Annotated in this window: 14 protein-coding genes and 1 pseudogene; 6 read left to right on the top strand and 9 right to left on the bottom strand. The window is 69.0% G+C overall.

Features of this window, described 5'->3' with window-relative positions; all coding sequences use genetic code 11:
• Positions 1-24: 24 nt before the first annotated feature.
• Positions 25-477: a GNAT family N-acetyltransferase gene (locus ACFY8O_RS20225; RefSeq protein WP_145807963.1), complete on the bottom strand. Its 453-nt coding sequence runs from the start codon at positions 475-477 to the stop codon at positions 25-27.
• Positions 478-505: 28 nt separating this feature from the next.
• Positions 506-964, bottom strand: a complete 459-nt coding sequence (locus tag ACFY8O_RS20230) for a MarR family winged helix-turn-helix transcriptional regulator (protein WP_387904214.1) — start codon at positions 962-964, stop codon at positions 506-508.
• 139 nt (positions 965-1,103) lie between these two features.
• Between ACFY8O_RS20230 and ACFY8O_RS20235 the strand changes: the two genes are divergently transcribed.
• On the top strand, positions 1,104-2,348 hold the full coding sequence (locus ACFY8O_RS20235) for an MFS transporter (protein WP_387904217.1): 1,245 nt from the start codon (positions 1,104-1,106) through the stop codon (positions 2,346-2,348).
• Here the strand turns inward: ACFY8O_RS20235 and ACFY8O_RS20240 are convergent.
• The 5 genes and pseudogenes from ACFY8O_RS20240 to ACFY8O_RS20260 all read right to left on the bottom strand — a co-directional run bounded on the left by ACFY8O_RS20240 (position 2,248) and on the right by ACFY8O_RS20260 (position 5,517).
• The gene (locus tag ACFY8O_RS20240; protein ID WP_387904219.1) at positions 2,248-2,760 is read right to left on the bottom strand and encodes a DUF2269 domain-containing protein; all 513 of its coding nucleotides are present in this window, start codon (positions 2,758-2,760) and stop codon (positions 2,248-2,250) included. The two genes, ACFY8O_RS20235 and ACFY8O_RS20240, sit on opposite strands and share 101 nt — an antisense overlap.
• A gap of 115 nt (positions 2,761-2,875) precedes the next feature.
• On the bottom strand, positions 2,876-3,355 hold the full coding sequence (locus tag ACFY8O_RS20245; protein ID WP_387904560.1) for an NUDIX hydrolase: 480 nt from the start codon (positions 3,353-3,355) through the stop codon (positions 2,876-2,878).
• Between the two features lie 129 nt (positions 3,356-3,484).
• Positions 3,485-3,709 (bottom strand): annotated as a pseudogene (locus ACFY8O_RS20250) (LysR family transcriptional regulator); the annotation flags it as partial.
• Between the two features lie 240 nt (positions 3,710-3,949).
• On the bottom strand, positions 3,950-5,074 hold the full coding sequence (locus ACFY8O_RS20255) for a cystathionine gamma-lyase (RefSeq protein WP_387904221.1): 1,125 nt from the start codon (positions 5,072-5,074) through the stop codon (positions 3,950-3,952).
• Positions 5,075-5,139: 65 nt separating this feature from the next.
• Positions 5,140-5,517 carry a phage holin family protein gene (locus ACFY8O_RS20260; RefSeq protein WP_145807951.1) on the bottom strand — a complete coding sequence of 126 codons (378 nt, stop codon included), beginning with the start codon at positions 5,515-5,517 and terminating at the stop codon, positions 5,140-5,142.
• A 78-nt stretch (positions 5,518-5,595) separates the two neighbouring features.
• On the opposite strand from ACFY8O_RS20260, the gene ACFY8O_RS20265 reads away from it, so the two are divergent.
• The 4 genes from ACFY8O_RS20265 to ACFY8O_RS20280 all read left to right on the top strand — a co-directional run bounded on the left by ACFY8O_RS20265 (position 5,596) and on the right by ACFY8O_RS20280 (position 8,039).
• The gene (locus tag ACFY8O_RS20265; protein ID WP_145807949.1) at positions 5,596-5,913 is read left to right on the top strand and encodes a cupin domain-containing protein; all 318 of its coding nucleotides are present in this window, start codon (positions 5,596-5,598) and stop codon (positions 5,911-5,913) included.
• Positions 5,914-6,076: 163 nt separating this feature from the next.
• The gene (locus ACFY8O_RS20270; RefSeq protein ID WP_145808296.1) at positions 6,077-6,286 is read left to right on the top strand and encodes a DUF5326 family protein; all 210 of its coding nucleotides are present in this window, start codon (positions 6,077-6,079) and stop codon (positions 6,284-6,286) included.
• 446 nt (positions 6,287-6,732) lie between these two features.
• Positions 6,733-7,500 carry an IclR family transcriptional regulator gene (locus tag ACFY8O_RS20275; RefSeq protein WP_208766050.1) on the top strand — a complete coding sequence of 256 codons (768 nt, stop codon included), beginning with the start codon at positions 6,733-6,735 and terminating at the stop codon, positions 7,498-7,500.
• Between the two features lie 101 nt (positions 7,501-7,601).
• Entirely contained in the window at positions 7,602-8,039 is a 438-nt protein-coding gene (locus ACFY8O_RS20280) for an SsgA family sporulation/cell division regulator (protein WP_145807947.1), read from the top strand.
• A gap of 63 nt (positions 8,040-8,102) precedes the next feature.
• Here ACFY8O_RS20280 and ACFY8O_RS20285 read toward each other — a convergent pair whose 3' ends face one another.
• Complete coding sequence (locus ACFY8O_RS20285; protein ID WP_387904225.1) at positions 8,103-9,458, bottom strand: YibE/F family protein; 1,356 nt, start codon at positions 9,456-9,458, stop codon at positions 8,103-8,105.
• 197 nt (positions 9,459-9,655) lie between these two features.
• On the opposite strand from ACFY8O_RS20285, the gene thiC reads away from it, so the two are divergent.
• Positions 9,656-11,449 (top strand): phosphomethylpyrimidine synthase ThiC, encoded by a 1,794-nt coding sequence (gene thiC, locus ACFY8O_RS20290; RefSeq protein ID WP_145807943.1) that lies wholly within the window; start codon positions 9,656-9,658, stop codon positions 11,447-11,449.
• A gap of 96 nt (positions 11,450-11,545) precedes the next feature.
• Here thiC and ACFY8O_RS20295 read toward each other — a convergent pair whose 3' ends face one another.
• Positions 11,546-12,367, bottom strand: a complete 822-nt coding sequence (locus ACFY8O_RS20295; protein ID WP_387904228.1) for a hypothetical protein — start codon at positions 12,365-12,367, stop codon at positions 11,546-11,548.
• Positions 12,368-12,452: the final 85 nt, after the last annotated feature.

The raw sequence follows: 12,452 nt of genomic DNA on the forward strand, positions 1-12,452 counted from the left end.
CTGGATGCTGCCCCTGGCCCTGGCTCAGAGTGCCAGCTTGAACCCGACATGGCTCGGGGTGAACCCGAGCCGTTCGTAGAAGCGGCGGGCGTCGGTGCGGCTGGCGTCCGACGTCAGCTGCACCAGGTGGCACCCCTGGCGCCTGGACTCGTCCAGGGCCCACTGGATCAGCTGGGTGCCGAGGCCGCTGCCGCGCTCGTCGCCGTGGACGCGGACGCCCTCGATGATCGAGCGGGTCGCGCCACGCCGGGACAGCCCGGGCACGATCGTGAGCTGGAGGGTTCCCACGACGCGCGTCTCGCGCACCGCCACCATCAGGTGCTGGTTGGGATCATCGGCCAGCCGCCGGAAGGCGGCCTCGTACGGGGCGAGGTCGTCCGGAGACTCGCGCTGTGCGCCGAGGGGGTCGTCGGCGAGCATCGCCACGATGGCGGGGATGTCGTTGAGTGCCGCAGGGCGTATGTCGAGATCGCTCATGATCGGCAGACTACGCAAACCGTCCGGCTCAGGCGGGGACCTTGAGTGCCTCGACCGTACGGACCAGGGGAGCGAGCTCCGGGTTCTCGGCGGCCTCGTCGAGTGCGGCGCGCAGAGCGGTGTCATTGGTCGGCCGGGCCTCGCTCAGCAGCGTGAGCCCCGCCTCGGTGACATCCGTGTAGATGCCTCGACGGTCCGTGTCGCACAGATACCGGGTGAGCAGGCCCCTGTCCTCGAGCCGGGTGACCAGCCGGGTGGTGGCGCTCTGGCTCAGCACCACGGCGTCCGCGACCTGCTTCATCTGCAGGTGGCCGCCCGTGCCGCTGTGCTGGCGGCTCAGGACGTCGAGCAGCGAGAACTCGCGCGCGCTGAGGTTGTGGTGAGTCTGCAGCGCCCGTTCGATACGGGCCTCGATCTTGCCGTGGAGCAGGGAGAGGGCGCACCAGCTCTGGGCGAGGGCCGTCAGTGCGGGGTCGGTCGCTGTCATGGGTCTCTCCTCCGGGCGGGAGCTGCTTGCCTCCAGGATAGGGCACGTACGCAATAGCCCGCGCTTGCAATTAACAAGCGTCTGCAATTATTGTGGACGCTCGTAACGTGCAGGCGCAATCCTCAGGGAAGGTGAACCCATGCCGCTCGCGCTCCTCGCCCTCGCCATCGGGGCATTCGGTATCGGAACCACCGAGTTCGTGATCATGGGGTTGTTGCCCGATGTCGCGGCGGACTTCCAGGTCTCGATCCCGACCGCAGGCTTTCTGGTCACCGGCTATGCGCTGGGGGTGGTTCTCGGCGCCCCGCTGATGACCTTCCTCGGCACGCGGGTTACCCGGAAAAGCATGCTGATGGTCCTGATGGGCCTCTTCATCGTCGGCAACGTGGTCTCCGCGCTCGCCCCGGTCTTCGGGGTCATGCTCGCCGGCCGGGTCATCGCCTCGCTCGCGCACGGAGCCTTCTTCGGTATCGGTTCCGTGGTGGCCGCGGACCTGGTCGCCCCGGCGAAGAAGGCCGGTGCCATCGCCATGATGTTCACCGGGCTCACGGTCGCCAACGTCGTCGGTGTCCCGCTGGGAACCTTCGTCGGCCAGAACTTCGGCTGGCGCCTCACCTTCCTCGTCGTCGCCGCACTCGGCGTCCTGGGACTCCTCGGTGTGGCGAAGCTGATCCCCGAACAGCCCAAGCCCGAAGGTGTGCGCATACGCCATGAACTGGCGGCCTTCCGGAACGTCCAGGTGCTGCTGGCCATGGCGATGACCGTGCTGGGCTTCGGCGGCGTCTTCGCGGCGATCACCTACATCACGCCGATGATGACGGAGACCGCCGGCTACGCGACGTCGTCCGTCACCTGGCTGCTGGTGCTCTTCGGTCTCGGCATGGTCGGTGGGAATCTGCTCGGAGGAAAGTTCGCCGACCGCCGTCTGATGCCGATGCTCTATGTGTCGCTCGGTGCGCTGGCCACGGTCCTGGCCTTGTTCACCCTGACCGCCCACAACAAGATCGCCGCTGCGATCACCATCGTCCTCATCGGGGGACTGGGCTTCGCGACCGTGCCGCCGCTCCAGAAGCGCGTCCTCGATCAGGCTGCGGGCGCACCCACCCTGGCATCGGCGGTCAACATCGGAGCCTTCAACCTCGGTAACGCACTTTCCGCCTGGCTCGGCGGGATCGTCATCGCGGCCGGTCTCGGATACACCGCACCCAACTGGGTCGGCGCCGCTCTCGCGGCCTCCGCGCTGCTTCTGGCGCTGCTCTCCGGTGTGCTCGAGCGCCGGACGGTCAGCCCCGGCCGGCTGGTCGCCGGGCACTCTCCGGAGCCTGCCGCAGCCGCCGTCCCCGGCGAGTCGGTCCCCACGGCTTCAGCACCGATATCGCGGTGACGAAGAGGTAGGTGGCCGTGGCCACCGAGGGTGCGATGACGAGGTCGATGTCAACGGTGCCCCGGGCCGCGGCCTCGTCGATGCCGGGGCGGAGCGCGAAGACCGACAGCCCTGCGGTGATCAGCGTCAGCCAGAACTTCGTCCAGACCCACCGGTGCCTGGCCAGGCCCCATGAGGTGCCGAGCGCCAGGACCAGGCCGCTCACAAGGGACAGAAGGGCGACGGGCACGACGAGCCAGTCTCCGAAAACCTTCATGGCGCGCGCGGCCGCACCGGCCATCGTGGCGTCGTGGGTGAGGAACGCGGCGAGGCTCAGAGAGAGAAGGCCCACCGTGAGGCCCAGCCAGCCCACGGACGCTGCGACATGGACGACGAGGATGCTTCGGCGGACGGGCCGCCTGAGTGGTTTCACGTGAAACACGGTGTCAAGCGCGCGCCATGCGGTCATCCGGCAACGGGAGTATCCGCGCCTACCGTCCCGGGCGTACGGGAGGTTCCGGAGGCCCGCCCGGACGCGGGGCTGGGTGTCAGCCCAGATCCGGTGCGTGCATCGCTCGTACGCCTTCGATGTTGCCGTCCAGGTAGTGCCGCAGAGACAGGGGCACGAGATGGACGGCGGCGATGCCGACACGGCTGAAGGGCACGCGCACGATCTCGTACTGCCCGCACGGTTCGTCGACCTCGGGGCCGTGGCGGAGCGCCAGGTCCATGGACGCCAGTCGGCAGACGAAGAAGTGCTGCACCTTCACGCCTGTGACGCCGTCCCCCGCGATGTGCTCGACGGTGTCGACGAAGCACGGGACGACATCGACGACCTTGGCGCCGAGTTCCTCGTCGAGCTCCCGGTGCAGCGCGTCGACGACGGTGGCGTCCTCCGGCTCGACACCGCCACCCGGGGTGACCCAGTACGGGTCGACGCCGGGCTTTGTCCGTTTGATGAGGATGAGGTCATCGCCGTCGAGCAGGACGGCGCGTGCTGTGCGCTTGACCACTGGACGTTCGGTCATGGCAAGAGAGTGGCCCAGGAAACCCCATCTGAAACTCTCCCGAGCCGACCGGTCACCAGTCCACGGCAGCGCGCACCAGCCACTCGTGCGCCCGCGCACTGTGCGGGAGGCCGAGTGTGCCCATGCGTGCGCGTCCAGATGAGGCACCGCCCGGTGCGCGAGTTCGTCGCCGACGGTGGTCACGCGACTCCGCGCGCCCCGCGCAGGAAGAAGGGGCGGCCCAGCTGCCGCTCCCGTGTCCGTGTCCGTGTCTGCGAGGTCACGGCGGGCTGGGAGAGTCCGAGCAGCGCTGCGACCCGGGTGAAGGAGCCGGCACGGTGCACGGTGACGAGTGCGCAGCAGAGCCAGATCCATGGCTTGCCCCGCCTCCGACGCTGTGCCGGTCCGCACCGTACGGAGCGTCGCGGTCATTGGACACTGACGCACAGTCAACTAGCCTTGTTCAGACGGTTCTCGGCGCCGGAACCGGGGCGAGCCGAGCCATGAGGGGGAGGCTCGGACCGCCCCGTCCCGAGCAGGGCCGGTCCGGTGGACGGGGGCGCCTGTCCCGGACCGGTCCTGCCGGACCGGTCGGGAACTCAAGGACCGCGTCGGTCAGGACGTGGCTTTGTCGAGCGCGTGCTCCACGTCCGCCAGCAGGTCCTCGGGGTCCTCCGCGCCGACCGAGAAGCGGATGAAGCCCTCCGGCACCGCGTCTCCGCCCCAGCGCGCCCGGCGCTCGGCGGTGGAACGCAGTCCGCCGAAACTCGTCGCGTCGTCGACCAGCCGCAGTGCGGAGAGGAAACGCTCAGCGGTCTCCGCGTCGGCCAGCACGAAGGACACAACGGAGCCGAAGCGCCGCATCTGGCGGACGGCGGTCGGGTGCGACGGGTCGCCGGGAAGCCCCGGATAGCGCACCCCTGACACGTCCGCGCGTGCGGCCAGCGTCTCGGCCAGGGAGAGCGCGGTCGCGCACTGGCGGTCGACGCGCAGCTGCAGCGTGGCCAGCGAACGGTGTGCGAGCCAGGCCTCCATCGGGCCGGGGATCGCCCCGACCACCTTGCGCCAGCGGCGTACCCCCGCGGCGAGCTGCGGATCGCGGCAGGTCACGTGGCCGAGCAGGATGTCCCCGTGGCCGGTCATACCCTTGGTGTCACTGGCCACGGAGAAGTCCGCGCCCAGTTGGAGGGGACGCTGTCCCAGCGGGGTGGCCAGGGTGTTGTCGACGGCGACGAGCACACCCGCCGCGTGGGCCGCCTCCACGAGCCTGCGCACGTCGCAGACGTCGAGCCCGGGGTTGGAGGGGGTCTCGATCCAGAGGAGCTTCGCGCCCTCCAGGTGCTCCAGCTGGGCATCGCCGCCGGTGGGCGCGGTGCGCACCTCCACGCCGTACGCCTCCAGCTGTTCCCGGACCAGGGGGAGGGCCTGGTAGCCGTCGTCGGGGACGACCACGACGTCGCCTGTGCGCGCCTGGGACAGCAGGACGGCCGTGATGGCCGCCATGCCGGAGGCGAAGACCGTGGTCTCGACCTGCTCCCCCGGCGCCTCCAGCTCGCTGATGGCCCGCTCCAGATGCGTCCAGGTCGGGTTCGTCTCGCGGCCGTAGGTATAGGGACCGACCGGCTCGCCGGACAGGTGGAAGTGCGCGGCGAAGACCGGACCGGGAAGGGTGGGTTCGTACTGTTCCGGCGCCGGAAGGCCCGCTCGTACCGCCAGTGTCCCGTCGCCCGTGGTGCTCATTCTTGATTCCTCATCTCTCCCCGGCGTTCACCGGACCGCTCTGCACTGTGTCATCAGGGGGCGGATCAGTCCTCGTCGGGGAGGACGACGTTGAGGGCCCAGGACACGACCGAGATGATCAATCCGCCCAGTACCGCGGTCCAGAAGCCCTCGACGTGGAAGTTCAGGTCGACGAGGTCGGCCAGCCAGGAGGTCAGCAGCAGCATCAGAGCGTTGACCACGAGCGTGATCAGCCCGAGCGTCAGGATGAAGAGGGGGAGCGTGAGCAACTGCACCACCGGCTTGACGACGAAGTTGACCAGGCCGAAGAGAAGCGCCACCAGGACCAGGGTGAGCGCCTTGCGCCCGGTGTTGTCGCCGGTGAGGGTGATGTCCTGGAGCAGCCAGATGGCCACGGCCAGCGCACCCGCGTTGGCGATCGTCTTGACTACGAAATTCTTCATGTGTCTGATCGTGGCAGACATGATCGGTGGCGCACACCGGCAGGACAGACCGGCACGAGCACGAGGGGCGGACGGACGATGAAGGCATTCAGACTCGACGAGCTGGAGGCGGAACGCGCCGCCAACGACGGCGCTTATCTGCAGTTCGTCCGGGAACGCACCATGTCGGTGGGCCTCTACGCCCTCGACGCCGGAGAGCTCGACCCCCAGCAGCCGCACAAGCAGGACGAGGTGTACTTCGTCGTCAGCGGGCGGGCCTCGATCACGGTCGGCATGGAGACCACCCAGGTGGGGCGGGGGAGCGTCGTCTTCGTGCCGGCGGGGACGGCCCACAAGTTCCACCACATCACCGAGGATCTCCGGGTCATGGTGGTCTTCTCGCCACCGGAGGGCTGAGCGCGGGCCCCGAGGTTTCCCGGGGCCGGGCGTTCCCGGGCCCCGGTGTTCCCTAGGGGATCGCTCAGGGGACTTCAAGGGCTCCCGGCACCCCGCGCGCCTCCCTCGCGCCTCTAGCATCGAAGCAGCAGGAACTCACAGAGACGAGGTAACGGCGATGGCGGTGCGGGAGATGTTCGCGGGGATGCCCTGGTGGGTGAAGTGGGTCGCGGTGCCCCTCATCGCGATCGTGGTGTTCGGCGGTCTGATCGCCAGTGTGGTCGGCTTCGTCATCGGTCTGCTGTTCAAGGTGCTCGTTTTCGTCGTCCTGGTCGGCGGTCTGGTCTTCGTGGTGCGGAAGTTCATGTCCTCGTCCGAGCGCAGCGACTGGTAGTCACGCACGGACGGCCGCACGCACAGTCGCCTGACGGCGCTGCGCACGCCGGCCGGCCACACGGTTGCGACCGGCGCACGCACGGCCGGCCAGACGGTTGCGACCGGCACGGGGGGCAGGGTCGGCGCACGCGCGGTCAGCAGGACGAACGTGGGCGGGCGCGGACGAGGGCACACCGGACCGCGCTGTGGCCAGGGGCCGGGTATAGGGCCGCGCATTCGGCGATTAGCCCAGCAGAGCTAAGTCCGGGACGAAACCTCACCCGTGACTTACTGTGCCGATACAGTGACGTAACGCTGCCGCCAGCTGGGAAATGACGGCCCGTCACCATCCTGCCCAGTGGTTTGTGCGACCGTCCGGTCTCCGGACCCCAGGCTCGCGGCGGGCCCGTGGGGGCGGCCCCCTCGGGAGGGCTGAGAGCCCGTCACCATGCCTGGGGGTGACCTGTGACCACGGCATCGAGTACCGCTGTCCCGACGTTGATCGGTTCGGTTCAGCGTGCGTTGAGACTTATGGAGGCTGTGGGCACCCATCGGGACGGAGCTCCGGCGAAGCAGCTCGCCCGCGAGGCGGGCCTCCCCCTTCCCACCGCCTACCACCTGCTGCGCACCCTGACGCACGAGGGCTATCTGCGCAGGGAGAACGGTGTCTTCCTCTTCGGGGACGCCGCCGAACGTCTGGGGGGCGGACCCGCGACCCCGCGGCCCGGTGTGATCGTGGACTCGCTCGCGCACTGGGCGGACGTCATCGGTGCCCCGGTGTACTGCGCCCTGTACCGGGACGGCGAGATCGAGATGGTCGCGGTCGCGGACACTCCCTCGCTGCCGGCGGTGCGTGAGTGGGCCTCGTTCCGCGAGACGGGGCATGCGCACGCTCTCGGCCAGTGCCTTCTGAGCCAGCTCGACGAGCGCGCGCGGGAGGATCATCTGGACCGGCATCCCGTCCGTCAGCTGACCCGTTACTCCGTAAGGGACCGTCAGACGTTTCTGGATCGGTTGAGGTCGATGAAACGTACGGAACCGGTCATCGAACGACAGGAGTACGTGATGGGAACGGTCTGTGCCGCCATTCCGATCACTGTGGGTTCCGCCGTGGCGGCCATGGCTGTTTCTCTCCCCTTGCACCAAGAAGAACGGTTGCTCGCCGCAGTCGAACAACTACGCTGCGAAGTGACCACCCTCTTGCGCTCGTTCGTGTTCTCTATCAGTATCTGAAAAATCACTCCTTGTGATCTGCTATCGCTTGCACCACGATGGCGTCAATAGGGCCATGGGGGATCATTCCTGGCCAGTTTCATCTACTGCGGGGTTGAACGATGCGCGAGTCGGTTCAAGCAGAGGTCATGATGAGCTTCCTCGTCTCCGAGGAGCTCTCCTTCCGTATTCCGGTGGAACTCCGGTACGAGGTCAGTGATCCGTACGCGATCCGGATGACCTTCCACCTGCCCGGTGACGCCCCCGTCACCTGGGCTTTCGGCCGTGAGCTGCTGCTCGACGGCCTCAACAGCCCCAGCGGTGACGGCGATGTGCACATCGCCCCGACCGAGCCCGAAGGGCTCTCCGATGTACACATCCGCCTGCAGGTCGGTGCCGACCGCGCGCTCTTCCGGGCCGGAACGGCACCTCTTGTGGCATTTCTCGACCGGACGGACAAGCTGGTGCCACTGGGTCAGGAGCACACGCTGGGTGACTTCGACGGCAATCTCGAAGAGGCGCTGGGGCGCATCCTCGCCAAGGAACAGAACGCCGGCTGAGCACGAAGGCCCGGCTGAACATCGAACACCGGAGGCCCGGCTCCATGTCTCCGGCCTCGCGGCTCACGCCTTGCGGCGTCGGCCCCTCCCGGTCCGTGCGGGTGCAGGAGCTCCGGCTTCCGCGCCGAGCCCCGTGCGGTCCGCGGAGACCACCAGGGCCGCGAGCACCGTCGTCACCGGCACCGAGGCGACCAGCCCGATCGATCCGACCAGCGTCCGGACGATCTCCTCCGCCACCAGCTCGCTGTTGGCGACGGTCCCCACGCTGCTCTCGGCGATCGAGAAGAGCAGCAGCAGGGGGAGCGCGGCGCCCGCGTAGGCCAGGACGAGGGTGTTGACGACCGAGGCGATGTGGTCGCGACCGATCCTGATGCCCGCCCGGTAGAGCCGTCGTACGCCCATCGTCGGATCGGCCTGGTGCAGCTCCCAGACCGCGGAGGTCTGGGTGACGGTCACATCGTCGAGCACGCCCAGCGAACCGATGATCACACCGGCCAGGAGCAGGCCGCTCATGTCGATGTCCGGGTAGAGCCCGTGGATGAGGCCGGTGTTGTCGTCCGTGTTGCCGGAGAGGCTGGCCCAGTCAATGAACAGCGAGCCCAGCAGCCCGATCAGCAGCAGGGAGATGAGGGTGCCGATGACGGCCACGGACGTGCGGGCCGTCAGGCCGTGGCAGGTGTAGAGGGCGATCAGCATGATCGCGCTCGCCCCGATCACCGCGACGACCAGCGGATTCGAGCCCTGCAGGATGGCCGGCAGGATGAACACCGTCAGGACGCCGAAGGAGATGGCGAGCGCGATCAGTGCCATCAGCCCGCGCATCCTCCCGACCACGACGACCGCGAGGGCGAAGATCCCGGCCAGCAGTGCCATCGGCACCGAGCGGTCCACGTCCGTCACCGAGTACTGCAGGTCACGGGGGGCGTCGGGCGCGTACGCCACGACCACGCCCTGGCCCTCGTGGAGTTGGCGGGGAGCGTCGGGCTGTACGACCTCGACGAACGTACGGCCCTTGTCCTTTCCGGTGGTCACCTCGACCGTGGCCTTCTTGCACTGTCCCGACTGCTCGTTGACCGCCTCGCGCCCCGCGGCGGTCGACGTGTCGCCGGTCGCCGGTACCTGCGAGGCGTTGACGTCCGCGCAGTCGACGGTCACGACCTTCGTCACCCGCCCCTCCTGCGTCTGCCGGTCGAAGCCGACCCCCGTGCGCTCGTGGGCGGGGGCGCCGCCGGGCCAGAACGCCACGAGACCCACCAGCACCGCGGTGGCGAAGGGGATCACCACGGCCGCGATGACCTTGCGCAGATGCTTGGACACGGGCGCGGCGGGGCCGTGGGTGTGGCTGTGGGCGTGCACATGACTCTGCGTGCTGCCTGTTGCGGGGCCGTGGGGTTCGGGGGCGCTTCCGGGAGACGTCACGAGGCGATCATCCCAAGAACCGGGGAGGCCCTCTGGCCAGCACGCCAGACGGGAGGTTAGCGTTGAGGCACATTTGCACACGCGGGAGCTCGGAGCACCGGGCTGAGAGGGCGCTGACCTCCGTATATCCGTACGGACCACGCTGCGCCGACCGCCGAACCTGTTACCGGGTAATGCCGGCGTAGGGAGTAGGTCTCATGACCACAGCGGACGCACGCACGCCTGCCTCGAAGCGGAATGCGCAGAATGCGCAGGACGTCGAGGCCGGGAAGTCCATCGGCTGGCACAAGGGATACGTCCAGGGCTCGCGCCCGGACCTCCGGGTGCCGGTCCGTCAGGTGCACCTCACCAACGGCACGGACGTGACGCTGTACGACACGTCCGGGCCGTACACCGATCCCGCCATCGACACCGACGTACGCCGGGGGCTCGACCCCCTCCGGGAGAACTGGATCATCGCCCGCGGGGACACCGAGGAGTACGCGGGCCGCCCCGGGCGCCCCGAGGACGACGGGCTCAAGCACACCTCTCCGCGCGGAGGGCTGCGCAATCTCGACGCGGTCTTCCCCGGCCGCCCGCGGCAGCCGCGGCGCAGCCGGGACGGCCGGCCGGTGACCCAACTCGCGTACGCCCGGCGGGGCGAGATCACTCCGGAGATGGAGTATGTGGCGATCCGGGAGAAGGTCGGGCCCGAGGTCGTGCGCGAGGAGATCGCGGCGGGCCGGGCGGTGCTGCCGGCGAACGTCAACCACCCGGAGATCGAGCCGATGATCATCGGGAAGCGCTTCCTGGTGAAGGTGAACGCCAACATCGGCAACTCCGCGGTGACCTCCTCGATCGAGGAGGAGGTGGACAAGATGACCTGGGCCACCCGGTGGGGCGCCGACACGGTCATGGACCTCTCCACCGGCCGCAACATCCACACCACCCGTGAGTGGGTCCTGCGCAACTCCCCGGTGCCGATCGGCACCGTCCCCCTCTACCAGGCCCTGGAGAAGGTCGACGGCCGTGCCGAGGAGCTGACCTGGGAGATCTACAAGGACACGGTGATCGAGCAGGCGGAGCAGGGCGTCGACTACATGACGGTGCACGCCGGTGTCCGGCTGCCGTACGTCCCGCTGACGGCCCGTCGCAAGACGGGCATCGTCTCCCGGGGAGGATCGATCATGGCGGCGTGGTGCCTGGCGCACCACAAGGAGTCGTTCCTCTACGAGCACTTCGAGGAGCTCTGCGAGATCCTCGCCGCCTACGACGTGACGTACTCCCTCGGCGACGGGCTGCGCCCGGGCTCGATCGCCGACGCCAACGACGAGGCGCAGTTCGCCGAGCTCCGTACGCTCGGGGAGCTCAACACGGTCGCCAAGCGGTTCGGTGTCCAGACGATGATCGAGGGTCCGGGCCATGTCCCGATGCACAAGATCAAGGAGAACATCGACCTTCAGCAGGAGATCTGCGAGGAGGCACCCTTCTACACGCTGGGCCCGCTGACCACCGACGTCGCTCCCGCGTACGACCACATCACCTCGGGCATCGGCGCGGCGATGATCGCCTGGTGGGGGACCGCGATGCTCTGTTACGTCACGCCCAAGGAGCACCTGGGTCTGCCCAACCGTGACGACGTCAAGACCGGCGTCATCACGTACAAGATCGCGGCCCATGCGGCCGACCTCGCCAAGGGGCACCCGGGCGCGCAGGAGTGGGACGACGCGCTCTCGGACGCCCGTTTCGAATTCCGCTGGGAGGACCAGTTCAACCTGGCGCTCGACCCGGACACCGCACGGGAGTTCCACGACGAGACGCTGCCGGCCGAGCCGGCGAAGACGGCGCACTTCTGCTCGATGTGCGGTCCGAAGTTCTGCTCGATGAAGATCTCCCACGACATCCGGCGGGAGCACGGGGACGAGCAGGCGGACATCGAGGCGGGGATGGCCGAGAAGTCCAGGGAGTTCGCGGCAGCGGGTAACCGGGTCTACCTCCCCATCGCGGACTGAGGCCCGGCCGGTGCCCCCCGGGTGTGAGCGGGGGACACCGGCCGTCCTGGCGCGGTGACGAACCGAGCGGTCCTCCCCGCACAGGGCTCAGGGCGGTCAGTCGGGCTGGTGCTCGGGCCCTCCGAAGTCCGGACTGGTGAAGTCCGGGCTGGTGAAGGTCGGGCGCGGGCCGGCTGAGGGGCCGTCGGCCGGACCCGTGAAGTCGGGCCTGCTGTAGCCGATCTTCGGGATGCGGTTGGCCGAACGGTGCGGGGTGCGCGAGGCCGGCCCCGCGGTCGGGTCGGCGAGAGCGTCCCGCAGAAAGGGCAGGATGCCGCGTTCCAGCAGGGCGTGCCGCCAGGCTTCCCGGGCGCGCGCCACGTCCTCCGGTTCCTCCTCCTCGTCCACGGCGGGCAGCGCGGTGGCCCCGTTGTTCAGTGCGGTGAGGAGGAGCCCCACCGCGGCCACGAGGATGGCCGCGGCGGCGACAGCCGCGAAGAACCACCCGGCGGTGACCATGGTCCCGGCGAAGGCCGGGGCCGGGCTGACGGCCTTCAGGACATAGCCGACCAGCAGGAATATCAGGGCGGCCGTGCCCGCGAGGACGGGAGCCAGCACGGTGATCACCGCCAGGGTGCCGGCGCCCGTGGAGTCCGGTTCGTCCACGGCGGGTTCGAGGACGGAGTCGGGGTCCACGGGGCCGTCGGGCTCACGCAGCTCACCCCGGACCGTCACGTAGTGCTCGTACTCCGTGGCGGCTGCCGCGGTGATCAGCGGCGTGGCGTCGAGCGCCATGGTCCGCAGCTGTTCCGCGTTGAGGCGGTCGCCGATTCCGGCCAGATCCGGTCGTTCGTGAGCATGACGCAGCGCGTCGGCAAGGATCCGCTCGTATTCGGGGCGGTCCTCGGCCAGCAGGTGCGGAGCGCTATTCATGTGCATCCCCCGATGCTCCGTAAGGCCGGACCGACCGCGTGGGGCCGGGCGATCGGGCGGAAACGGAGGAGAGCCTGCTACTGATAGGCCG

Source organism: Streptomyces argenteolus, from assembly GCF_042902585.1.
Classification (GTDB): domain Bacteria; phylum Actinomycetota; class Actinomycetes; order Streptomycetales; family Streptomycetaceae; genus Streptomyces; species Streptomyces argenteolus.